Below are 22,657 nucleotides of genomic sequence, written 5' to 3' on the forward strand. Positions count from 1 at the left end.
GGATGCGGTGTCGGTCGGCCTTCACGTTTCGGCAGCCCCGCCCCTGTCCGCTCTTACACGGCGAGTTCAGCCCAGATCACCCGGCCCCGCGGTTCCATGGATGATCCCCAGCGGTTGGCCAGCGCGTCGACCAAGTGGAGGCCACTGTCCTGTTGTAGGTTTTCGGGGCGTCGCAGTGCTTCCGGATGTACGTCGGTGACCTCGAAAACGATGTGCCGTTGGTAGCCGAACATCCGCAGCGTGATCGGGTTGAGTTCGGTGAGGTCGTTCCAGCTCGTGCCGTCGTCCGGTTTCGTGGCCTCGACAGCCAGCGTCACCAGCTCGGCGGCCACTGCCTCCATGTGGTCTTCGACGCAGAGAGCGTGCCACCGGTTGAGGGTGTCCGAGATGAACATGCGGGCGACGTTGACAGCAGTCGGCAGGGCCACCAAGTCCAGCGATGCCGAGAAGCGAGGCTCCTCACGCAGCCGAGTCTCCGGCCGGTCGATCGAACTTCGGACGTAGCCGTAGACCAGCGATGCCGCGCTCATGCCGGCGTCCACAGCAGGCTTGACCGCTTGACCAGTGAGGGTGCGCCGGATTCGCCAGGCTCGGGCAGCCCGAGCAGATCCCGCACGACCTCTTGAAGGTCCGTTCCCTCCTTGGCCCACACGCAGCCGCCGCCGTAGGAGTCGTCGAGGACTCGGGCCGCGCTGACGTTGTGGCGGTCGAAGATGAAGAGGGCATCGGTGTATTGCCGGCGGCTGTAGCTTCCGACAATGCCGACCAGTTCGCCGCTCTCGTCGTAAAGGCCCCGGAACACCCAACCCGACGACCTGATCGTCACCAACTCGTGGAGTTCGGGGAACCGGCGCAGGGCGTCGCCTTCGGTGATCTTCTCGTTCATCGGGTTGCTCCCGATGACAGGAGAAGCGTTCGAAGTTCACTGGCGATGATCACCGCGGACTGCTCCGCCGGTCGGGTCGTGCAGTCCACGGCCAGCACGGTGAAGCCCGCCTCGATGAGCCGTTCCTTCGCGTCTTTGTAATACGCGGCTTCACTGTGACTGCTACCCGGCGTCAGCTGGAAGCGGTTGTGTGGTCCGCGAGCTTCCAACCGCTCAGCGATGACGTCGGCGTCGGCTTCGAGAATCACGGCGAGGTCGGGGATCTCGACTTCCTCGTTGAGCTGCCACAGGAACGTCGGGTCGAGGCCATCGAACCGTTGGATCACCAGGCCGGAGGCGACGTAGCGATCGGACACGACAATGTGCCCGGACTGGAGAAGCCGTCGAATCTCGGTGTCGTAGTGGTGGTAGCGATCAGCCGCGTACAAACAGGCCAGCGCGTGGCCGGTGACCGTTTCGGTCAGCTCGGAGGCCAGCTTGCCGATCGGACCGGACGAGGGCTCGGCCGTGACGGTGACCTGTTCACCCTGGGCCACAAGCGTTTGCGCGAGGTGGCGGACGATCGTGGTCTTGCCCGCGCCGCTCGGCCCGTCGACGCTGACGAACAGGCCGAACCTGCGGTCAGAAGAGGGTTTCCCCGTCATCGCGACCACCCCCTGACGGTTCGTCGCGTAGCTCTTCCAGCGCCCGTCGGCCTGCGATCTCCACGAACAGCCGGGCCGTCACCAGCACGTCATAGGTCGCCCGATGCGGCGTGAGGTCGGCGGCGAAATCCGCTGCCAGCTTGAACTCATCGACCAGCGCGCCGAGCTTGTAGCTGCTACGACCGGGCAGCAGTCGGCGGGCCACCTTGAGCGTGTCGAACACCTCTGGGCACTCCCAGTCGCCGAGCTTGCGCTGAAGCACGCCAACATCGACATGTGCGTTGTGAGCGATCAGGGCGGAGGCGTCCAGCGCCTTGCGCACGTCGGCCTCGACGTAGCCGAACACCGGCGCGTCCCGCACGTCGTCATTGGTGATGCCGTGGATCTTGCGGGCGAAGTGCGTGATCGGCTGTTCGGGTTTGACCAGCCACGTCACCGGCTCGCCGATGATCCCGCCGACGATCGGCACGGCGGCCAGCTCCACCAGATCGGGCGGCTGCTGGCCGTTGCCCTCGACATCGACCACCACGTAGCTCAGGCTCGTCCAGTCAGTCATGCCGGTGTTCCCTTCCAGCCGATGTCCGCGCGCCCATGTCGGTTCGCGTGGTGCGGGTGGCGTTCGTCATGCACCTGGAAGCCAAGCGCGTGCTGGAGGAAGTAGCGCGGTTGCTCTTCCCACAAGCCCGACACGACGGCGGCCCGCCCGGTGATGTCTACGACCTCCAGCTCACGTGCCTCGGGCAACACGCGGGCCACGTCGCGTACTTGTTCCGCGGAGGGGACTCGGTGGGCGTTCAGGCAGCGTTCGAGCTGGCTCAGCGGGCAGATGTCGCAAAGTTCCCGGATGCCGACGTGGCCGTTGTAGTCCGGCAGGCCGTGTGCGTAGGACACCGCGCAGGAGGTCTTGCGGAACAGCGCCGTCGTGCTGGAGAAGGCGTCGAGCACACGGCGCTCCAACGTCTCGGGAACGATCTTCCTGCGGGCAGTGCCTTCGTAGGGCTCGGGGATGCCGTTCGCCTTGTAGTACTCCGCGATCTCGCCCCGGTAGAACAAACCGGTGAACACCGTGGCGTCGGCGTGCTTGCTCAACTCGAACGCGGTCGCCAAGTGCTCGTCGGTGTCGTTCAGGCCGGGGACGAGCGGTCGCCAGTACAGAACCGTCCGGTACTTCCGCACCTCCGGCGCGCTCATGAGCTTCAGGGACTCGGCCGCGATGTGCGACGGGTACGGCTCGATCTTCGGGTTGTCGATACCCGAGTACGTGAACAGCAGCGTCACCTTGAGGTGCCGGAGCTGGTTGAGCTGATCGGCGTCATCATCCGTGAGCTTGTGCCTGGTGATGACGAGCACGTGGTTGGTCAACTCGCGGGCATCGAGGTTTTCGAGCACCGCGAACGTGTGCGGCCGGACCTTCGGTAGGAACGGCTCCGTCGCCCGGTTGAACAACTGGATCGGCGTGACGTGCGGCTGGAAGTAGCGGTGAGCCACCAGCTCCTCAACCGCCTCGGCATCGGACATGAGAGCTCGCGGTTGATTCTCATCCCATAGGCCGTAGGTGTGCCGTATGCAGTACGAGCAGCCAAGCGAACAGCCCTGAATGTGGTTCAGGCTCAAGCCGCTCTTGCGGTACTCCACAACCTCACGGGCACGCTCGGGCAGGCGGTTGATCTTGTCTTGACTGAGCAACGGCACAGGTGTGATCACGCGGCTCTTCTCCAAGGTCAGCGGGGTGAACGCTTTGGAGAGTAAGTGCGCGACTACATAGCCGCCAGAAATTTTCTCGGTTTTTCTCGAAAAACTTTCCTCTGGTTCGTTGGTCGAAATTACACGCCAGAATCCTCGTCCTCGGCGGCCAGCTCCCGCATGACGCGGCCGATGATCTCCCTGGCAGCCGCGCCGTAGCTGGCGACTCCCGCCAAGTGCTCAAAGATGCCCGTGTACAGCTCGATCTCTTGCGGCTGACGTAGGTTGATCTCGGCCGAGTAGGACTCAAACCGCACGAGGTGGTCGTCCAGCACCCAGAAGTTGTGGCGCGGATCGGTGACATACTGAGTTTTGAAGTCAATGATCCCGAGTTTGACATTGCGCATGGAAGTCATCGCCATGAGCCGGTCGAGCTGGCCGAGCATGATGTCCACCGAGACAAGCCGGTAGCGAAGCGCCGCCTCGGTCAGGACGAAGTGGAAGCGCTTGTCCGGCCGGTACAGCATCTCCTGACGCTGCATCCGGGCCTTCACTGCCTCGTTGATGTCATTGGACACTCGGTGGACCATGACAACTTGAGCGAAACGGGCGCGGGCGTATTCGGGTGTCTGAAGCAGCCCCGGAATTACCGTGTTGTCGAAGCCCCGATAGAAAGTCGTCTTCTCATCTACCTGAGAAAGACTGGTTTGATGGGACTTCATGCCTGCCTTGAGGACCCGTTGCCACTCGGCATGTTGCAGCTCAAGATTGTGTAGCGCCGCGAGTAAACTCGCCGCCTGGCCTTCGGCGTTGGTGGCCTTCGCCCAGTCCCGGATGTCTTCATCCGTGGGAGTCTGGCGGCCGTTCTCGATCTTGGAGATTTTGGACCCAACCCACGACAAAGACTCCGCGAGCTGTTTGCCGGATAGCTTGGCGGCTACCCGCAGCTCGCGGAGTCGTTTGCCCAGCGCGTTGCGCGCTTCGTCAACGCCTGATGTCCCGCTGCTCATACCTGGCGACAAACTCATCTCGGGTCACGGCGTGATGCTTCGCTGCATCACGCCAGTAGTTGTGCTTCACGATCACAGCCGGATCTTCGATGACTTCCCCGTAAGCGAAACGATCGTCGTCGCCGAAGTGCATCTTGACCAGCTTGCGGGAGTCGAACAGCCAGTAGTCATAGTGCGGCAGTTCGGCCTGCTCGCGGGTGAGGTAACGGATGTCGTCACCAGCTTCGCGGGTAAACCCAGAGATCCACATACTGAAGCGGATGTAGTCGGTAAGCGGCAGCCCCACCACTCGCACGCGGGAGAAGAATCGTCCTTCGGCCGTGGCCTGACGCACCATGTTCAGCCAGTTCTCGTGGTACGACGCATCGCGGTCCCCAGCGACAAACTTTCGGTACGCCTCTGCCTCCCGCGGCGAGTTGTACTGGTCGCGGGTCTCCAGTCGGAAGGCTGTGTGCTCGAAGGTCGTGAAGAGCTGGGCGAAGTCGGGTCCGGGCTCGATGAGGGTCAGCTGTCCGCCCCCTTCTCCTGCTGGTAGCGGCGGGCGTAGTACTTGAGCACGTCTTCAGGGATCTCTATCAGGGTCTCGTGGTCCGGGACCGGGCCCACGTCGGCTAGCGCCTGCGGGTCGGTCACCTTCCAGCCCTGGGCGATGCAGGTGACGCGATCGGTCCTGTCTGTGGCGTACAGCGTAGGCGAGTCACCCTCGGTGGACTCGGGATCCTTGCCTAGAAATTTGGCTCGCACAGGCTCTCCTTGCTCGAAGATGGAGAAAACTTCTCGTACATCGTGGCGCAGAGAGGGGTGTTCGTCAATGGGGGCGTGACCCAGTGCGCCGCCTGCCCCTGGCGTTTGGGTGATCGGACGTGGTTCGGTTGGAGCCGGAGCGAGTCGTCCTTCGAACCAAGGCCGATGAGTGGTACAAATCGGCAATGCCATCGCTAGATGTGAACCAACCGTTCGACTTGTTCGGGCAGTTCTGGACACCGAACGAAGCAGAAAAACAAGTACCAGGCAGGTTGTTCCGCACATCGGAAGGTATACGTATTCAGCTATTCGAAGACTTGCGGCCGGGACCAAGCTACGTGCCGCGCCATCAAGACGAGCAAGACCCAGTCTTCGAAGTAGTTGATTCCCCTGATGTAGATACTCCCCTCACCATCCACGGCAGGATTGGCGAGCTGGTCGGAAAAGTCACAGCTTATGAATGCGTCACCGTGCAGTCCCGTTCCGACATGTTCAATGGTGGATTAGGTGAATATATTCTTGCTCCGATGGGTGTCATTTTTGGTGCCCATACAGCAGGCACAACTCAAGTGTTCTCTGGGGTTCGGATGCGAACCGCAAATATTGACGAGTGGGCCAGCCTTCAAGGGTTCTCTTCAACGAAAGGCGAGGATGGCACGAGGGGCTTGAACTACCGAGAGCCTTCGATTGAACCCATCCAGCTTGCGAACGGCGCCGTTCTCTCCCTCAATCAGCGTGCGCACCTGGAAGGCCCCCACGTTCGAGGGGGCGCGATGACACGCGACGTATGGTTTCAGATTCAGAGTTTGCCGCCGAGTACTTGGTCAGCGATTGACGGCCGGATTGTGACACCGTTGTCGAGTCTCATAACTTTGTGCCTCGGTCGAGAAAATGGTTTGGTCGCCGCCCAACTGACCTTTGATGGCGAGCGCTGGGTTGATCTCGTTTCGGATCACATTCGGTCTTCTCAGCCCGCCAACAGCCGAATCGAAGGTCTTGCTGGTCTTGCGGATTTAGGCCTGTCCGGCGTAGCAACATGGTTGAACAAAGTTGACAATCTAGGTCCACTACCTCCGGTGGTCGCGCATTTCTCGTCAAAGCGAGCCTCGATAAAGTTCGAAACCGAGCTTCTCGAAATGACCACCGTAGCCGAGGGGCTGCATGCAAGACTATTTCCCGATGAGAAACGATTCAGCGATGCTGACTGCAAGCTGATCAGCGATCGAGTACTTCAGGCTGTCGGCGATATGGATGTCCGCGTTGTGGACGTCCTCCGCGGGATGCTTACTCACATTGGCGAGCCGGGGTATCCGAGCCGCCTGAAGGGGTTGGCTCGAATCGTGGAAGCGGAAATCCCGACGATCTGCGGGAAGGTCAACAAATGGGCTCAGGTAGTGTCTAATGCTCGGAATAAGTACGCGCATCGAACGGCAGGCTTTCTTGACGAAGCTGACATCGATACGCTTTTCACTGTCCTTGAATCGCTTAGATGGCTCCTCCGCTGCATACTACTTTTGGAAGCCGGACTGGATAGTAAATTGCTCGCGGCTCGACTGCGAGACCTCAGCAGTTACCGACTTTTTCTCGAACGGGCGTCAGAGAACATACCCGCGGTTTATCGTGAATAGCGATGCCGATGTGGCAATTCAGGATGTGAGATAATCACGTACATGGGATCGCGGCGAACTGGAAGACTTTATGAAAGCTCAAGATGATGAGATCGCGCGGATGACGTTCGTTGATCTGCGCGACTACGTCGCACAACGCCTCGGCACCGAGGAGTGGCTGACTTTATACCGCTTCGATCCATGGGGAGCGCCCGGTACCGAAGCAATGTTCTTCTGTGCGCTCGCGCAGCCAGACCATCTCGACGAAGCACTATCTGATGACGAATGGGATCTCCTTGTTGGAAACGGAGGCCCAGGGTTTGAAAGCTATAGCGGCGGTACGTATCGTTATGTTCGTATCGGCGACCGGCCTGTCGAGCCATTCATTCATTCACGTAGCTTTCCGGGCCCGAGTGAATCCTACAACGAGTTGTCCGAGGAGTTTCGACTTTTTCACAACCTGTGCGTAGATCAAAAGACGGGTCGTCACTTCCTGTTTGACGACGGGGGCGATGAGGTCGATGTTGCGCGTGTGACTCCCGATCAGGTGCAGGTCCGGCTTCGCTACTTGAAAGAATATCTGGCTGCACGGGACATGTGTTTGCTGATATTCTTTGAGTACAATCGCTATTCCACCTTGACGCCCCTTGAGCTTGGCGTCGGTGATGAAGGTCGGTGGGAGGAGCAATACGCCGGGTTTCGATTCAGTCAGTTTCTACTCGAGCCGTGGTTCAGCATCGATGCCCACAAGTCGGCAAACTCGATTGCACGCCTACGTGGCAAGAAGGTCGTTCGCCCTGGCCTAATTGCGGCCGACCACAAGCCATGGGACCGTAAGAAGACCTACGAAAATTTCATCATCGGTACGGATGAGAACGGCGAAGAGTTGCTTTTCACGAGCAATGATGAGCAACTTGGAAACTACTTCGGAAAGAATCCTGAAGCTCCTCACTATTTGACGCCAGTCTTCTTTCGAAAACAAGTTTTGGCGAAGTACTACGCTGACGCGAGACGTTACAGGGTGTCTGACAGCAATCTGTCCTGTGTGAATTCTTGGAGCTTGCGGATCGACAACAATCACTCCTCCTACGTGACTGTGTTCCTTGGGGATCTCGGCCATCTTCCACAAAAGGAGCAATTGTATTGGAAAAGTTTTAACGTAGTTCCCGACGGCAGTATTAGCGCCACCTACTTTGGTCGGAGCATCTTGGGGCAATGGTTGGAACCGGAAGCGCCCGACCTATTGTTCAAGTCGCGTTATGAGCGATTCGGTCAAAAATGGTTTGCCAAGTTCGATTGGTACTTCTTTAAGCCTTTAAAGGCGGCCGACGCGCACTACTTCGATACCCTTCACCTTCCAGACGATGGAAATCAGGCGGAGTTTGACTCTCAGGTCATGGCTCTGGCGAAGGTCCTGATCGAACGCATCAACGAGAAGGAGATCAGGAAGCACATTAAGGTCGAAGATCGTGAAGCGGGTATCAGCAAGTTGGAGAAGTATCTAACGGTTCAAGGATATCTTGACGCAGGCGATCGACTCCTCTTGCTGCGGAACCTTCAGGATCTCAGGAGTGGCCCCGCTCACGTTAAAGGCGAAAGATATGAGCGGGCACTAACATATTTCCAAGTGGAGGATCTTGGGTACACCCAAGCATTCGGCGCGATCCTCACGTCGGCCATTGAACTGTTGGAGGCCCTATCAACTCACTTCGGTATTGACGATGACGGCACCGATGACTTGAACGACCTCAAAGAGTCACTGACTTGATGGCGAGCCATCGTGGCCCGCCTCACCCCGTGCTTCCTCAGCTTCTTCTTGATCGTGCTGGCATGAACGCCGTTTCGCTCGGTCAACGCCTTGGCCATAGCGCTCGACCGGTAGGCCTCGATCACCTCGGTGACGTCCTGCTCCGTGAGGATCTCCCGCACATGGTCAAGAGAGGCTGTCGTGCCTTCGATCGTGGTGGCCGTCTCGTGTCCGTCCTGGTCCGTGTCGTTGATCCGGCGCAGGACGTCCACCAGCGGTCCCACGAGGTTGGGACGGTTCGAATACCGGCGGAGACGCTCCACCCGCGTCGCCTTACTCGAACCCCTCTAAAGCACAGCGTTCAGCAGGCTGCTCGGGGAGAAGGTCAGCGGCGTATCTATGAATTGCCTCCCGAGGAGGACCCGAGGTGACGTGGACGTACTGCGAACACTGGAACCGTGTGCTGAACAAGCCGCTGAGCCCGTTTGGCGAGAGCGAGGCACGCCGTCGACACGAGTCGGGCGATCTCTACACCGCCGTCGACGCGCGGCCGGACGGGACGCGCATTCTCATTGAAGTCAGACTGGAGACCGGTTACTCGGCCACACGGTTCGTAGACGGACGCGGTCGCGACGAACTGGCGTATGTGTTCATGAGAAAAGGCGACAAACTGTTCCTCCAGGATATAATTTCCTACACCTATGGAGATGAGCAGGGCGCCAGGGGGCTGGCTCCACTGGTCGTGGAAAGTTGCGCCTACACATCCGAGGGGATTGTTCGCCACGAAATAGACGACTTGCGTGTGGAAACAATTGCTGTAACGGACTACGATTCAGTCGATGTGACTTCCCACTGGGAGCCGATTCCCGAGTTCGGGTCCTACGAGTCGATTTCCCGGTACGAGCGGGACTGACCTGCCCCGATACCGTGTCCCCGGTGTAGGACAAACGCGAACGACAGGCTCCTGGTGGATGCGATTTCCCGCACCCGCCAGGAGCCTGTTCTCGCTTCGCCCGGTCGGGCGGCGTTCACCGCGGGCCGGCCACCCACGGCCGCAGTGCCGCCGAGACGATCCGGTGCGTGGACACCGCCTGCTCGAACACCGCGAAGTGCCCGCCGACGAGCGTGTGCAGGTCGGTCGACGCGGAGGTCAGCTCTTGCCAACGTTGCTGGCGGGCCAGGCTTGCCCGGGGGTCGTCGGTCGAGGCGAGGATCGTGATCGGGACGTCCGTCACCGGTTCCGGCACGTACTCGTACGCCTCGCGGACGGTGAAGTCGCCGACGATGGCGGGCAGGATCATGTCCACCGCGCCGGCGTCGGCCAGCAGCCACTCCGGTGTCCCGCCGAGCCTGCGCAGCATCGCGATCAGTTCGGGGCGGGTCATCCCGGTCACCGGCGGGCCGTCGTCGACACCGCACTGCGGAGCGGCGCTGCCGGAGACGATGAGCCGCACGGGCGCCGGTCCCCCACGCCTGCGGATCTCCCGCAGCAGTTCGAAGCCGACGAGCGCGCCGTGGCTGTGCCCGTACACCGCGTACGGGCCGTCGACGGTCTCCAGCACCACCGACGCCAACTCCTCCACCAGCGGGCCCATCCGCTCGAACGCGGGCTCCCGCAGCCTGGACTCCCGCCCCGGCGGCTGGACCGGGTGCACGGCCACCCCGGGCATCCGGTCCAGCCAGGTGCGGTACGCCGAGCCGCCCGCGCCCGCGTGGGGCAGGCAGAACAGCGGCAGCCCCGGCCGGGTCAGGGCCCGCAGCGGCAGCCACCGGGCCGTGACGTCGACCGCGGTCATCCCAGCACCTCGACAGTGACGTAGGCGGGCGGCGGCTGCAGGGTGGACAGGTCGTTTTCCAAGACCACCTCGTCGCCGTGCCTGCCGACCTCGCGGAACCCGGCGAAGGCGTAGGTGATCTGCATCATCCGGTTGCGCCCGGTCTCCACGAAGTCCGCGCGGACCGTGACCTCGGCCGCCTTGGCCAACCCCATGATGTGGTTGAGCAGCACCATTCCGACGCCGCGCGACATCACCCGGCACGACATGAGCAGCATGCGCAGGTGCCAGACCCGCTCGCCCTTCTCCACCAGCGCCAGCCCGATCTTGCCGTAGCCGCCGAACTTGTCGGTGAGCGACGCGACCAGCAGCAGGTGGTCCGGCGAGGTCCGCAGTTCGTCGAGGTCCTCGTAGGAGTAGGTGCGGCCGGTCGAGTTGAGCTGGTTGGTGCGCACCGTCAGCTCCTCGGCCCGCTGCAGATCCTCCTGGCGCGCGGGCTCGATGACGAACGAGAGCCCCAGGCTCGACAGGAACTCGTCGTTGGTGCCGACGAACTCGCGTTCCAGGTCGTCGCGGGCGATCTGGCCTGCGTACATCTCGCGCCGCTTGGCCGACTCGTCGGTGACGAACCGGGGGATGAACTCGGGGCGGGCCAACGCCTCGTCGAGGTCGGCCACGTCCACACAGGTCACCTCCGGCACGCCGTGGCCGACCTCGGCCCGCTCGAACTCCTGGTCGTCGATGAAGGCGAACGCGTCGAGGCCGAGGTTGAGCGCGCCGGCGATCCGCCGGATCGACTCGGACTTGGCGTTCCAGTTCGCCTGCGGGAACAGGAAGTACTCGGCGATGCCCAGCTCCCGCAGCTTCGCCATGGCCGCGTCGTGGTCGTTCTTGCTGGCGACGGAGTGCAACACCCCCATGCCGTCGAGCCTGCGGATGTGGTCGAGGACGGCGGGCCGCACGGCGACCTCGCCGTCCTCAAGTAACACCCCGTCCCACAGCGTGTTGTCGAGATCCCACACCACGCACTTGATCCGGCCGCGCACCGGCTTCTCCGGCGCGGGCGCCTGACGTTCTTCGACGGTGGTCACCGCGTCATCTCCCGGTATGCCTCGCCAGCGATGGTCATCCGCTGGACCTCGTTGCTGCCCTCGATGATCTCCATCACCTTGGCGTCGCGGTAAAGCCGCGCGACCGGGTAGTCGTCGCCGCACCCGTTCGCGCCGTGGATCTGGACCGCCTCGGACGCGTGCCGGGCGGCGGCGGTGGAGGCGAAGTACTTCGCCACCCAGGTCGCCATCAGGGTCGACGCCTCACCGGCGTCCTTGAGCCTGCCCGCCTCCGCGCACAGCATGCGGGCCGCCCGCACGTCGGTGACCATGTCGGACACCTTCGCCTGGATCAGCGGCATGGTCCGCAGCAGCTCGCCGCCCACCCGCCTGCGCGAGGTGTAGTCCGCGCAGGCGTCCAGGCACGCCTGGATGATGCCCACCGACCCGCAGGCCACGCTGTAGCGACCGAGGTCCAGCGTGCCGGTCAGCACCATCCCCGCGGTGAACCCGCTCGGGCCCACCAGCGCGTCGCCGTCGAGCCGAACGCCCCGGAAGGACACCTCGGCGAGCATGGACGCCCTGGTGCCGAGGATCTCCGGGATCGGGCGCACCTCGACCCCGGGGGTGTCGCGCGGCACGAGGAACGCGCCGATGCTCGCGTCGGTCTTGGCGAAGACCAGGAACACGTCGGCCCGCTGCCCGCCGGTGATCCACTTCTTGACGCCGTCGAGCACCCAGCCGCCGCCGGCGGGCACGGCGCGGGTGCTGATGCCCGCCGCGTCGCTGCCCGCCTCGGGCTCCGAGAGGCAGAACGCGCCGAGCGCCTCGCCCCGGGCGAGGACCCCGGCCCACCGCTCGCGCTGCGCCGCGGTGCCCCAGCGGCGCACGGTCCAGGAGACCATGGTGTGCACGGTGAGCAGGCTGCGCACCGACGAGCAGCCCCGCCCCACCTCCTCGTGCAGCTCGCCGAGAGTGACCATGTCGATCCCCGCGCCGCCGTCCTCGACGGGCAGGAACGGCGCCCACAGACCGGCCGCGCCGATGCGGTCGAGCAGGTCCTCCGGCACGGCGCCCGCGCGTTCGAAACCGTTGGCGTGCGGGGTGATGTGCGTGTCCACGAAGGCCCGCGCCGCGGCGCGGTCGCGCACTTGGTCACCCGGCGGTGCGAGCAGCACCGGGGCGGCCACCGTCACACCCCCGCCGGGGCCGGCGAGAGCCTGCCGACCAGCGCGGCCATCGAGTCCGCGGTGCGGAAGTGGTCGAGCTGCAGCTCGTCGTTGGGGATGGTGACGCCGAAGGTCTTCTCCACGAACATGACCAGCTCCATGGCGAACAACGAGTTCACGAAGCCGAGCTGGAAGATGTCCTGCGCGGCGTCGATCTCCACCTGCGGGTAGCGGCCGCGGATGAAGGTGAGGATCTGCGCCTGGGCGGTGTCGGACATGCTGTTCTCTCCTTTGTAGACGGTGTAATTCAGTGGGTGACGCGGTTGGAGCCGCGGTAGTCGTAGAAGCCCCGGCCGGTCTTTCGGCCGTGCAGCCCGGCGGCGGTCATCTCGCGCAGCAGCGGGCACGGGCGGTACTTGCTGTCGGCGTAGTGCTCGTAGAGCACCTCCACGCTGTAGAGGATGGTGTCGACCCCGATCAGGTCGGCGGTCTCCAAAGGGCCCATGGGATGGCCGAAGCAGCCGCGGAACACCTCGTCGACCGACTCGGCGGTGGCGACGCCCTCGTGGACCAGGAAGGCGGCCTCGTTGACGGTGAGCATGAGCACCCGGTTGGAGATGAACCCGCAGGCGTCCTTGACGTCGACGGCCTTCTTGCCCATCGCGGTCAGCAGCGCCTTGGTGCGCTCGACGGTCTCCGGCGTGGTGTGGAAACCGGGGATCAGCTCGACGGTGGCCTTGGCGGGCACCGGGTTCATGAAGTGCACGCCGACCACCTGGCCGGGCCTGCCGGTCACCGCGGCCACCTTGGTGATGGGGATGGCCGAGGTGTTGACGATGAACACCGTCTCCGCGCCGCAGGCGGCGTCGAGCGCCTCGTAGACCTCCCGCTTGACGTCCCAGTTCTCGGTGACGTTCTCGATGACCACGTCCGCCTTGGCCACCGAGTCCGCGCCGATGCCGGTGCTGATCCGCGACAGCACCTCGTCGGCGTCGAGCACCGGGCCGCCCATGAGCCCGCTGAGCCTGCAGTTGTGCCTGATGGTCGCCAGCGCCTCGGTGAGGATGGCCTCGCTGGTGTCGACCAGGATCACCTCGTGCCCGGTCTGCGCGAGGTTCTGGGCCACTCCGACGCCCATCACCCCCGCGCCGACAACTCCGATCACGGTCATGACCTCTCCATTTCTCTGGTTGTTGCTAACGGGCACGCCGCCGGGCGGCGGATGCTTCGAGGCCGGATCGGCGCAGCTGCGCGCGGACATGGCTGTCGCCGTCGTCCGGGTTCGCCGCCGACGTCGCGCCCGCGGCGGCGGCGTCGATCACCTTGGCCAGCGCGGCCACGGTGGGCGCCTCGTAGAGGATGTGCGGCGGCAGTTCGGCGAGCCCGAACTCCGTGCGCAGAGCGGTCACGATGGTGACGCCGAGCAGTGAGTTCCCGCCCAGTTCGAAGAAGTTGTCGCCGACCCCGACCCGCCGCAGCCGCAGCGACTCGCACCAGGTCTCGGCGATGGTCTCCTCGGTGTGTCCGGACGGCTCCTGGTAGAAGGTCACCAGTTCCGGGCGCGGGTGTCGTTCCCCGCCGCCGCCCGCGGGGGCGGTGACCGCTTCCAGGGTGAACCGGGCGCTGCCCGTGACCACGGTCTCGAAGTCCTGTGTGGACACCACGACCCTGGTCTCGCCGCTGTTCACGGCGCGCAGCAGCGAGCGCCAGCCGTCGTCGAAACCGATGCCGAAGCGCGCCCGGTTCTCCCGGAAGAACTTCTGCAGCTTCTCGTCGTACCCGGCGAGGCCGTCCTCCCAGGCGTTCCACGTCCACTCGCCCCAGCCGACCGAGAGCACCCGCCGACCGGTCGCGGCGGCCTGGTGGGCCCACGCGTCGAGGAAGGCGTTGGCGGCGCAGTAGTCCACCTGCCCCGGGCCGCCGCCGGTGGCGGAGGTGATGGAGGAGAACAGGACGAGGAAGTCCAGATCGATCTCGTCGGGCTCGCCGATCCGCAGCGCTTCGGCCACCGCGAGGGTGCCGGCGATCTTGGGCGCCAGCACCTGGTCGAGCTCCTCGTGGCGCTTGAACTGCATCAGCCCCATGGACGGCACGCCCGCGGCGTGGATCACCCCGTGCAGGCCGCCGAACCGCTCGACGGCGACGTCGACCGCGCGCCGGACGTCGGCGGTCACGGCCACGTCGCCGACGACGATCTCGACCTCCGCGCCGTCGGCGATCAGCCGCGACACCTTGGCGACCCGGGCGGCGGTGGCTTCGTCGACGGCGACTGTTCCGGCGAGGACACCGGGCCAGTCGGCGCGCGGCGGGAGGCCGCTTCGGCCCAGCAGCACCAGTCTCGCCCGGCACTCGCGGGCCAGGTGGTCGGCCAGGCCCAGCGCGATGCCGCCGAGCCCGCCGGTGATCAGGTAGACGCCGCGGGCCCGGAGCACCGCGGTGTCCGCGTTCTGTTCCGCGGTCGGGGAAAGCGTGGGCGTGGGCAGGGTGGTGGACATGGCCTCGTAGCCCGGAACCCACCGCCTCCCATGCCGCAGCGCCACGATTCGGTCGGTCAGGGGCGTGCGCAGTTCGTTCGCGACCGACGCGGGGGACGCGCCGTCGTCGAGGTCGATCAGGCGGGCGGTGACCTTCGGGTACTCCAGCGGGATCACCAGGCACGGCCCGGTGAGGGTGGCGCCGTACGGGTTGGTGACGTCCTCCCCCAACACCTGTTGCGTGCCCGCGACCGCGATGTCCAGCGACCACGCGTCCGCCCCCAGTTCGCCCGCCGCCCGGGCCAGCGCGACCAGGGTGTGCAGCCCGTGGGAGACGGTCTGCTCGGCGGCGGCGGGGTCGAGGGTCCACAGGTGGGTCACCCGCCGCAGGGGGCGACCGGCCGCGCGCAGGTGGCGGAGCATGGCGCGGGTGTCGTCGACGTCGCCCGGCCGGACCGTGTACCCGTCGTCGGTGACCGCGTACGCCTCGCCCGGTCGGACCAGGCTCACCGGGCCGAGCCGGGACGCGATCTCGTCGGCCCGCCCGTCGCGGGTGTAGACCAGCCACGACTCCGGCCGCTCGGCGGGCGCGGGCGCGGCGGTCTGACGCCACACCGGCAGGTGCTGCCACTGCTCCTCGGGAAGCTTCGGCAGGGTGGCGATGGCGTCGAACAGGTTCGCCGCGTCCGGCAGGGCGAGTGCCTGGCGCTGTCCGGGAATCCTTGGCGCGGCGTCGATCCAGTAGCGCTGCCGCTGGAACGGGTAGGTCGGCAGCGGCACCCGGCCGGGCAGCGCGGCGTCGTCGGCCCGTTCGGACCCGCGACCGTGGTAAGCCGCCCAGTCGACGTCCACGCCGAGCAGCCACAGCCGGGCCAGGCAGTCGGTGAGGACCGCGTCGTCCGGGCGGCTGTCGCCGGCGGCGGGCAGCGCGCTGAGGATCTGGGGCCAGCGCGGCGGCGGGCAGCCCGCGGACCGCAGGAGCGCGCCGAGCGACTGACCGGGGCCGATCTCGACCACGGCCAGTTCCGGGTCGGCCAGCAGCGCCTCGGCCGCGGCGGCGAACTCCACCGTGGCGCACATGTGCCGGGCCCAGTACGCCGGATCGCACACCAGCGCGGCGTCGGCCCGCTCACCGGTGGCATTGGAGATATACGGCAGGTTCGGCGGGTTCAGCGTGATGTTGGCCCGCACCCACTCGGTGAGCTCGGCGCCGATCGGCGCGAGCATCCTGCTGTGGAAGGCGTGCGTGGTCCGCAGCGCCCGGCACGCGACCTCGTCGCGGCGCAGGTCGGCGAGCAACGCGTCCGTCGACTCGACGGGACCGGCCAGCACGACGACCTGGGGTCCGTTGACCGCGGCCACGTCGAGGCCCCGCTCGTCGATGCCGTACCGCTCGCGCAGTTCGGCCACCGTGAGCGACACCGCGACCATCGCGCCGGGGTCGGCCGTGCCGATCAGCTTGGCCCGGTGGGCGACCAGGGCCAGCGCGTCCGGCAGGGAGAGCACGCCCGCGAGACAGGCCGCGACGTACTCGCCGAGGCTGTAGCCGAACATGATCTCCGGGCGCAGCCCCCAGGCCATCATGGTGCGGGCCAGGGCGTACTCGACGGCGAACAGCGCGGGCTGGACGACCTCGGTGCGCTCCAGCGCGTCCGCGCGCGGGTCGTCTGGAGCGGCGGAGCGGCCGAGCAGGGCGCCCAGATCGGCCCCGGCCGCCCGCTCCCCCGCCACCAGATCCACCAAGTCCACGTCGAGCGAGTCGCGCAGCAGCGCGGCGCACTCGTCCAACTCGGCGCGGAACACGGGTTCGCGGCGGTACAACTCACGCACCAGGCCCGGGTACTGCTCGCCGACGCCGGCGAACAGGAACGCGACCCGCCTGCCGCGCACCGCGTCCACCCGGCCGAGCAGCGCGCCGCCGGACAGCGCGGCGACCGCCTCGTCGGTGCTGCCCGCGACCAGCGCGCGCCGGTGCTCGAAGGTCTTGCGGCCGACTTGGAGGGTGTAGGCGACGTCGAGCAGCCGGGTCTGCGGCGCCGCCGCCAGGTGCGCGGCGAGCCGCTCGCAGGACTGGTCGATGGCCGCGGTGTTGCGCGCGGACACCGTCACCACCTGATAGCGCCGGGCCGTGTCGGACTCGGCCCGCGAGACCTCGCGGACCGGGGCCTGCTCGACCACCACGTGCACGTTGGTGCCGCCCATGCCGAGCGAGTTGATGCCCGCGATCGGCTTGCGCCCGCCGCGCGGCCGCCACGGGGTGAGCGCGGTGTTGACGTAGAACGGGCTGTTCTCGAAGTCGATGTCGGGGTTGGGGCTGGTGTAGTGCAGGCTCGGCGGGATCACGCCGTCACGCAGGGCCAGCGACGTCTTGATCAGCCCGGTGACCCCGGCGGCGCGGTCCAGGTGCCCGATGTTGGTCTTGACCGAGCCGATCGGGCAGTACTGGGTGGTCTCGGTGGGCCCGAACGCGCGGGTGAGCGCGGCGACCTCGATGGGGTCGCCGAGTTCGGTGGCGGTGCCGTGCGCCTCGATGTAGCTGACGTCCTCGCCCGTCACCCCGGCGTTGGCCATGGCGTCGGCGATGACCCTGGCCTGACCGACCACGCTGGGCGCGGTGTAGCCGACCTTGAGCGCCCCGTCGTTGTTCATCGCCGAGCCGCGGATCACCGACCAGATGTGGTCGCCGTCGCGCAGGGCGTGCGAGAGCCGCTTGAGCACGACGACGGCGGCTCCGTCGCCGAACATGCTGCCGCGGGCCTGGGCGTCGAAGGTCCGCACGTGCCCGTCCGGGGACTCCATGCCGCCCGGCGCGAACTCGTGGCCGACCTTGTCCGGCACCCGGATGGACACCCCGCCCGCGATGGCGAGTTCGCAGTCGCCCCCGCGCAGGCTCTGCATCGCCATGTGGGTGGCGACCAGGGACGTGGAGCAGAAGGTCTGCACGGCCACGCTCGGGCCGTGCAGGTCGAACAGGTAGGACACGGTGGTGGTCAGGGCGTCCTTCTCGTTGCCCATGATGATCTCGTAGGTGCTGACCTCGCCCTCGGCGAACATCTGCTCGGGCATCCGCAGCAGGTAGGTGCTCAGGTTGGTGCCGCCGAACACGCCGACCCGGTCGCGGTTCTCCGGCGCGGCGTAGCCCGCCTGCTCCAGCGCCTCCCAGCAGACCTCCAGGAACAGCCGCTGCTGCGGGTCGGTCAGGGCCGCCATCCGCGGGCTGATGCCGAAGAAGGACGCGTCGAACCCGGCCACGTCGTCGAGCACCGGTCGGGCCGGGACGTAGGCGGGGTCGCCGATCAGCTTCGGGTCGACCCCGGAGTCGAGCAGCTCCTCCGGGGTGAAGAAGCTGATGGACTCCACGCCGTCGCACAGGTTGCGCCAGAACGTGGCCACGTCGGCCGCGCCGGGGAACCGGCCCGCCATGCCGACCACCGCGATCGGGTCGTCCACATCGGGCTCGGCGGTGGTCGCGCGCGGGGCTCGGGCCACGACCGCGGGCGCGGCGACCGTCCCACCCTGCTGGTCCAGCATGACGGCGAGGGCCTGCACCGTCGGCGCCTCGAACAGGGCCACCGACGGCACGGTGAGCCCGGAGCGCTTCTTGACCAGGGCCAGCATCTGCAGGGCCAGCAGCGAGTTGCCGCTCAGGTCGAAGAAGTTGTCCCGGGTCCCGACCGGCTCGACGCCGAGCACCTCCGACCACAGCTCGGCCAGCATCCGCTCGGTCGCCGACAGCGGCGGGCTGTAGGGCTGGGGCAGGTCGGGGCGCGGGAACCGCTCCCCCGCCGCGACCGGTTCGCCGAGGACGGTGGTGACCCGCGGGAGCCGGTCGTCCAGTCCGCCCGCGGCGACCACGATCTCGGGTCGCCCGGCGGCGAGCAGCCCGTCGAAGGCGGCGAGCCCCTCGGCGGTCGTCATGGAGTGGGCGTGCATGACCGCGCCGAAGCCGCCTTCGATCTTGGCCAGGGTGCAGGCCCAGGTGTCCCACTCGGCCGCGATCCACGTGGTCGGCGAGTCCGGCCGGTGGGCCACGGCGGTGAGCGCCGCGTTGGCCGCGGCGTAGCTGCCGAACGCCAGCCCGCCCAGGATCGCCGAGGTGGAGGCGAACACGAGGCAGAATTCCGGCGCCTCGGGCAGGTCGGCCAGCGCCTCGGCGAGCACCCGGGCGCCGACCACCTTGGCGCCGAAGTGCCGGTCGACGGCGTCCTGGTCGAGGTCGCGCAGCGGCCGGAACGTCTCCGGGCCGGTCTGCGCGGCGGCGTGGACCACCCCGTGCGGCGTGCCGATCTCGTCGAACAGCGCGCGCATGGCAGCCGCGTCGGTCACGTCCACCTTGGGCGTGCGGACCTCCGCTCCGAGCGCGCGCAAACGCTCGACAGCGGCCCGGCGGCCGTTGCCGACGCCGGCGCGGCTGGTCAGCACCAGCCGCCCGGCGCCCGCCAGGACCAGGTGCTCGGCCACCAGCAGCCCGACGTCGCCGAGACCGCCGGTGATCAGGTAGGTGCCGCCGGGGCGGATCGAGAGCGCGGCGCCCGACTTGCCCGGCTCGACGGGGACGAAGGAGCGGACGTGCCTGCGGCCGGCGCGGTACGCGGCGAGGACGTCCTGCGAGCGGTGCCGCAGTTCGCCTGCCAGCGCGCGGACCGCCGCCTCGAGGTCACCGTCCGGGTCCAGGTCGACGGCCCGGCACTGCAGGTTCAGGTACTCCATGTTGGCCACGGCGGGCAGCGCCGCGACCGCGGCCTGGGCGGGTTCGGGGCGCTCGCCCGCGACCGCCTGCCCGCCTCGGGTGACGAGGACGACCTCCGTGGTGTCGTTGCCGTCGCTGCCCCAGGCGTCGAGCAGGGACGCGATCGGCAGCACCGCGGCCGACTCGTCGCCGTGGACACCGATGGCCCGCAAGTCGACCAGGACGCTCGGTTCGGCGTTCGTCTCGTGCTCGCCGACGACCACGTCGGCGCCCTCGGCCCGCAGGACCTCGGCGAGCGCCTCGGCGATGCCCGCGCGGTCGGCGAGCAGCACGTACCGGCCGGTCAGGGCCGCGCCGGTCACGGGCTCGGCTGTCCACTGAGGACTCAGCAGGGTGACGTGGTCGACCGGCGGCGCGGCCTGCCGGGCAACCCCCGAAGCGGTGGATCCGACCGCCGGGGCGTCGACCCAGAAGCGCTCGCGCTGGAACTGGTAGCCGGGCAGCCCGACCTTGCCGACCGGCCGGCCCGCCTGGTAGCCGGCCCAGTCGATGGGCACGCCCGCCAGCCACAGCCTGCCGACCGCCTCGGCCAGCACCGTGCCGGACTCGGCCGGGTCGCCGGCGGCGGGCAGCGTGGGCACCACCAGGGACCAGCGCGCGGGCGGGCAGTCGCGCCTACCGCGCGCCATCGCGCCCAGCGACTGCCCCGGTCCCAGTTCCAGCAGTGCCGATTCCCCTTGGGCCAGCACGGTTTCCAGCATGGTGTCGAACCGGACGGCGGAGCACATGTGCTCGGCCCAGTACCCGGGGTCGCGCACCTGTTCGGCGGTGACCAGGCCGCCTGTGACGTTGGAGAGGTAGGGGACCAGCGGCTCGCCGGCGGTGATGTGCTCGGCCACCCACGCGGTGAGCTCCGCCTTGATCGGTTCCATCATCCGGGAGTGGAAGGCGTGGCTGGTGGCGAGCGGGCGGCAGGGCACGGCCTCGGCTTCGAGCGCCGCGCGGAATCGGCGGACCGCTTCGGGCTCGCCCGCCACCACGGTCAGCTCGGGGCCGTTGACCGCGGCCACGTCGACGCGGGCGTCCCAGCGCTCGATCCGCAGCCGCACCTGATCCTCCGACAGCGGCACGGCGGCCATGGCTCCCGCGGGCAGGGAGCTGATCAGCTTCGCCCGGTGCGCGACCAACGCCAACGCCGAGTCCAGCGTCAGGACCCCGGACAGGCAGGCCGCGACGTACTCGCCGAGGCTGTAGCCCGCCATGACGCTCGGCCGCACACCCCAGGACCGCAGCAGCCGGGCCAGCGCGTACTCGACCGCGAACGTGGCCGGCTGCACCACTTCGGTGGCCGCGCCCGCCTCGGCGCGGGGCTCGGACTCGCGGCCGAGCAGCCAGCTCAGCCCGGATCCCGGCGCGGCGACCTCCCGCTCGCGGAGCATGTCGTCGAGCGGGTCGAACCCGAGGCTGACGGTGAGCGCGGCGCGGCACTCGTCGAGCACCTCGCGGAACACCGGCTCGGTCCGGTAGAGGTCCGCGGCCATACCGGTGTACTGCTCGCCGGTGCCCGCGATGAGCAACGCCACGGCGCGGTCGGCGCCGCTGTCGGTCCGCGCCTGCGGCCCGGGGTCGCCCAGGGCGTCCACCGCGTCGTCCGCGGTGGCGGCGACGACCATGCGCCGGTGTTCGAAGACCTGGCGTCCGGTCTGCAGCGTGTGGGCGATGTCGGCGAGCCGGTCGCCGCTCCCGGCGAGGTGCTCGGCGAGCCGGGCGCCGAAGGCGTCGGCCGCCGCGGCGCTCCGCGCCGACCACACCAGCAGCTCCGCCCGGGCGGCGGGCTCGGGCCGGGCCACCGCGGGCGCCTCTTCGAGGACGACGTGGGCGTTGGTGCCGCCGATGCCGAAGGCGCTGACCCCCGCCCGCCGGGTCCGGCCGTCCCGCTTGGGCCACGGGGTGAGCTCGGTGACGACCTCCAGCGCGGCGGCTCCGGTGCGGAGCTGGTGGTTGGGGTCGGTGAGGTTGCGCGTCGGCGGGATCTCCCCGTTGCGCAGCGCGAGCGCGGTCTTGATCAGGCCGGTGGCGCCCGCCGCCCGGTCGAGGTGCCCGACATTGGTCTTGATCGACCCGATGAGGCACGACTCGTCGTGGAAGACCTGTTGCAGCGCGGCGAGTTCGGCCGCGTCGCCCAGGGCGGTGCCGGTGCCGTGCGCCTCGATGTAGTCGATGTCGGCCGGGGTCAGGTCCGCGCTGGAGAGCGCCTCGGCGATCACCGCGGCCTGCCCGTGCACGCCGGGCGCGGTGAAGCCGACCTTGCGGCCGCCGTCGTTGTTGACCGCCCAGCCCCTGATCACCGCGTAGACGCGGTCGCCCGCGGCGAGTGCGTCCTCGAGCCTGCGCAGCGCGACCACGGCGACGCCGCTGCCGAGCGGGCTGCCCAACCCGGCGGCGTCGAAGGCCCGGCACTCCGCGTCCGGCGGCGCGATCCCGCCCTGCTGGTAGAGGTAGCCCACGCGGTGCGGCACGGAGACCGCGACGCCGCCGGCGAGGGCGAGGTCGCACTCGAACCCGGCCAGGCTGCTCGCCGCGGCGCACACCGCGACCAGCGAGGTCGAGCAGTAGCTCTGCACGCCGTAGTTGGGCCCGGTCAGGCCGAGGGTGTGCGCGACCCGGGTGGTGAGCGAGTCCTTGTCGTTGGCCAGGCCCACGGCGAGGTCGCCCATCACCGCGCCGACACCGCTGGGCGAGAGGTTGTTCTGCAGGTACGAACTCCACGCGCTGCCACCGAAGACGCCGATGGAGCCGTCGAACCTGGTCGGGTCGCAGCCCGCGTCCTCCAGCGCCTGCCAGCTGTGCTCCAGGAACAGCCGGTGCTGCGGGTCGAGGATCTGCGCTTCCTTGGGGCCGAAGCCGAAGAAGCCGGCGTCGAACAGCTCGATGCCGTCGATCACCGCGCCCGCCTTGACGTAGCCCGGGTCGGCGATCAGCTCCTCGGGGACACCGCCCGCCCGAAGTTCGTCGTCGGTGAACCGGGTGATGCCCGAGCGGCCCGCGCGGATGCCCGCCCACAGTTCGCCGACGTCGGCGGCTCCCGGGAACCGGCCGGACATGCCGACGATCGCGATGTCGGTGCCGTGGTCCGCACCGGCACTCTCGGCACTGTCGTGGTGCTCACTCACGTCGGT

General features: G+C 67.5%; 18 protein-coding genes. 3 read left to right on the forward strand and 15 right to left on the reverse strand.

Going from position 1 to position 22,657, the window contains the following annotated elements:
* Positions 1–53: 53 nt before the first annotated feature.
* The 8 genes from GPZ80_RS09240 to GPZ80_RS32560 form a co-directional block, all read right to left on the reverse strand.
* Positions 54–530 carry an ATP-binding protein gene (locus GPZ80_RS09240; RefSeq protein ID WP_187219877.1) on the reverse strand — a complete coding sequence of 159 codons (477 nt, stop codon included), beginning with the start codon at positions 528–530 and terminating at the stop codon, positions 54–56.
* Positions 527–886, reverse strand: a complete 360-nt coding sequence (locus tag GPZ80_RS09245) for a hypothetical protein (protein ID WP_187219878.1) — start codon at positions 884–886, stop codon at positions 527–529. Before GPZ80_RS09245 ends, GPZ80_RS09240 begins: the two co-directional genes overlap by 4 nt.
* The gene (tmk, locus tag GPZ80_RS09250) at positions 883–1,530 is read right to left on the reverse strand and encodes a dTMP kinase (RefSeq protein ID WP_187219879.1); all 648 of its coding nucleotides are present in this window, start codon (positions 1,528–1,530) and stop codon (positions 883–885) included. Before tmk ends, GPZ80_RS09245 begins: the two co-directional genes overlap by 4 nt.
* Positions 1,508–2,059, reverse strand: a complete 552-nt coding sequence (locus tag GPZ80_RS09255; RefSeq protein WP_312880220.1) for a 3'-5' exonuclease — start codon at positions 2,057–2,059, stop codon at positions 1,508–1,510. The genes tmk and GPZ80_RS09255 overlap by 23 nt, the downstream gene beginning before the upstream one ends.
* 23 nt (positions 2,060–2,082) lie before the next feature.
* Complete coding sequence (locus tag GPZ80_RS09260) at positions 2,083–3,048, reverse strand: radical SAM protein (RefSeq protein ID WP_246476918.1); 966 nt, start codon at positions 3,046–3,048, stop codon at positions 2,083–2,085.
* Positions 3,049–3,353: 305 nt separating this feature from the next.
* The gene (locus tag GPZ80_RS09265) at positions 3,354–4,223 is read right to left on the reverse strand and encodes a helix-turn-helix domain-containing protein (protein ID WP_187219881.1); all 870 of its coding nucleotides are present in this window, start codon (positions 4,221–4,223) and stop codon (positions 3,354–3,356) included.
* Positions 4,198–4,731, reverse strand: coding sequence for a DUF6879 family protein (locus GPZ80_RS09270; protein ID WP_376771664.1), 534 nt, complete (start codon positions 4,729–4,731; stop codon positions 4,198–4,200). The genes GPZ80_RS09265 and GPZ80_RS09270 overlap by 26 nt, the downstream gene beginning before the upstream one ends.
* Positions 4,728–4,967, reverse strand: a complete 240-nt coding sequence (locus GPZ80_RS32560; protein ID WP_187219883.1) for a hypothetical protein — start codon at positions 4,965–4,967, stop codon at positions 4,728–4,730. The genes GPZ80_RS09270 and GPZ80_RS32560 overlap by 4 nt, the downstream gene beginning before the upstream one ends.
* A 119-nt stretch (positions 4,968–5,086) precedes the next feature.
* On the opposite strand from GPZ80_RS32560, the gene GPZ80_RS09280 reads away from it, so the two are divergent.
* Both GPZ80_RS09280 and GPZ80_RS09285 read left to right on the forward strand, forming a co-directional pair.
* Positions 5,087–6,595 (forward strand): ApeA N-terminal domain 1-containing protein, encoded by a 1,509-nt coding sequence (locus GPZ80_RS09280; RefSeq protein ID WP_187219884.1) that lies wholly within the window; start codon positions 5,087–5,089, stop codon positions 6,593–6,595.
* 70 nt (positions 6,596–6,665) lie between these two features.
* Positions 6,666–8,342, forward strand: a complete 1,677-nt coding sequence (locus GPZ80_RS09285; RefSeq protein ID WP_187219885.1) for a hypothetical protein — start codon at positions 6,666–6,668, stop codon at positions 8,340–8,342.
* Here the strand turns inward: GPZ80_RS09285 and GPZ80_RS09290 are convergent.
* The gene (locus GPZ80_RS09290; protein WP_246476919.1) at positions 8,279–8,593 is read right to left on the reverse strand and encodes a resolvase; all 315 of its coding nucleotides are present in this window, start codon (positions 8,591–8,593) and stop codon (positions 8,279–8,281) included. The two genes, GPZ80_RS09285 and GPZ80_RS09290, sit on opposite strands and share 64 nt — an antisense overlap.
* A 155-nt stretch (positions 8,594–8,748) precedes the next feature.
* On the opposite strand from GPZ80_RS09290, the gene GPZ80_RS09295 reads away from it, so the two are divergent.
* Positions 8,749–9,234 carry a hypothetical protein gene (locus GPZ80_RS09295; protein WP_187219886.1) on the forward strand — a complete coding sequence of 162 codons (486 nt, stop codon included), beginning with the start codon at positions 8,749–8,751 and terminating at the stop codon, positions 9,232–9,234.
* A gap of 115 nt (positions 9,235–9,349) precedes the next feature.
* On the opposite strand, the gene GPZ80_RS09300 is transcribed toward GPZ80_RS09295, so the two are convergent.
* The 6 genes from GPZ80_RS09300 to GPZ80_RS09325 are packed head-to-tail and all read right to left on the reverse strand — an operon-like array spanning position 9,350 to position 22,651.
* On the reverse strand, positions 9,350–10,117 hold the full coding sequence (locus tag GPZ80_RS09300; RefSeq protein ID WP_187219887.1) for a thioesterase II family protein: 768 nt from the start codon (positions 10,115–10,117) through the stop codon (positions 9,350–9,352).
* Positions 10,114–11,187: an HAD-IIIC family phosphatase gene (locus GPZ80_RS09305; protein WP_187219888.1), complete on the reverse strand. Its 1,074-nt coding sequence runs from the start codon at positions 11,185–11,187 to the stop codon at positions 10,114–10,116. The genes GPZ80_RS09300 and GPZ80_RS09305 overlap by 4 nt, the downstream gene beginning before the upstream one ends.
* Positions 11,184–12,335, reverse strand: a complete 1,152-nt coding sequence (locus tag GPZ80_RS09310) for an acyl-CoA dehydrogenase family protein (protein WP_312880221.1) — start codon at positions 12,333–12,335, stop codon at positions 11,184–11,186. The genes GPZ80_RS09305 and GPZ80_RS09310 overlap by 4 nt, the downstream gene beginning before the upstream one ends.
* A gap of 2 nt (positions 12,336–12,337) precedes the next feature.
* Positions 12,338–12,592, reverse strand: coding sequence for an acyl carrier protein (locus GPZ80_RS09315; protein WP_187219889.1), 255 nt, complete (start codon positions 12,590–12,592; stop codon positions 12,338–12,340).
* A gap of 29 nt (positions 12,593–12,621) precedes the next feature.
* On the reverse strand, positions 12,622–13,485 hold the full coding sequence (locus tag GPZ80_RS09320) for a 3-hydroxyacyl-CoA dehydrogenase family protein (RefSeq protein ID WP_187219890.1): 864 nt from the start codon (positions 13,483–13,485) through the stop codon (positions 12,622–12,624).
* 25 nt (positions 13,486–13,510) lie between these two features.
* Positions 13,511–22,651: a type I polyketide synthase gene (locus tag GPZ80_RS09325; protein ID WP_187219891.1), complete on the reverse strand. Its 9,141-nt coding sequence runs from the start codon at positions 22,649–22,651 to the stop codon at positions 13,511–13,513.
* Positions 22,652–22,657: the final 6 nt, after the last annotated feature.

Source organism: Actinokineospora xionganensis, from assembly GCF_014323725.1.
Taxonomy (GTDB): domain Bacteria; phylum Actinomycetota; class Actinomycetes; order Mycobacteriales; family Pseudonocardiaceae; genus Actinokineospora; species Actinokineospora xionganensis.

Coding starts and splice junctions, on each gene's coding strand:
- GPZ80_RS09265 (WP_187219881.1), bottom strand. CDS start 4,223: ATGAGCAGCGGGACATCAGGCGTTGACGAAGCGCGCAACGCGCTGGGC.
- GPZ80_RS09245 (WP_187219878.1), bottom strand. CDS start 886: ATGAACGAGAAGATCACCGAAGGCGACGCCCTGCGCCGGTTCCCCGAA.
- GPZ80_RS09320 (WP_187219890.1), bottom strand. CDS start 13,485: ATGACCGTGATCGGAGTTGTCGGCGCGGGGGTGATGGGCGTCGGAGTG.
- GPZ80_RS09285 (WP_187219885.1), top strand. CDS start 6,666: ATGAAAGCTCAAGATGATGAGATCGCGCGGATGACGTTCGTTGATCTG.
- GPZ80_RS09315 (WP_187219889.1), bottom strand. CDS start 12,592: ATGTCCGACACCGCCCAGGCGCAGATCCTCACCTTCATCCGCGGCCGC.
- tmk (WP_187219879.1), bottom strand. CDS start 1,530: ATGACGGGGAAACCCTCTTCTGACCGCAGGTTCGGCCTGTTCGTCAGC.
- GPZ80_RS09300 (WP_187219887.1), bottom strand. CDS start 10,117: ATGACCGCGGTCGACGTCACGGCCCGGTGGCTGCCGCTGCGGGCCCTG.
- GPZ80_RS09240 (WP_187219877.1), bottom strand. CDS start 530: ATGAGCGCGGCATCGCTGGTCTACGGCTACGTCCGAAGTTCGATCGAC.
- GPZ80_RS09260 (WP_246476918.1), bottom strand. CDS start 3,048: ATGTCCGATGCCGAGGCGGTTGAGGAGCTGGTGGCTCACCGCTACTTC.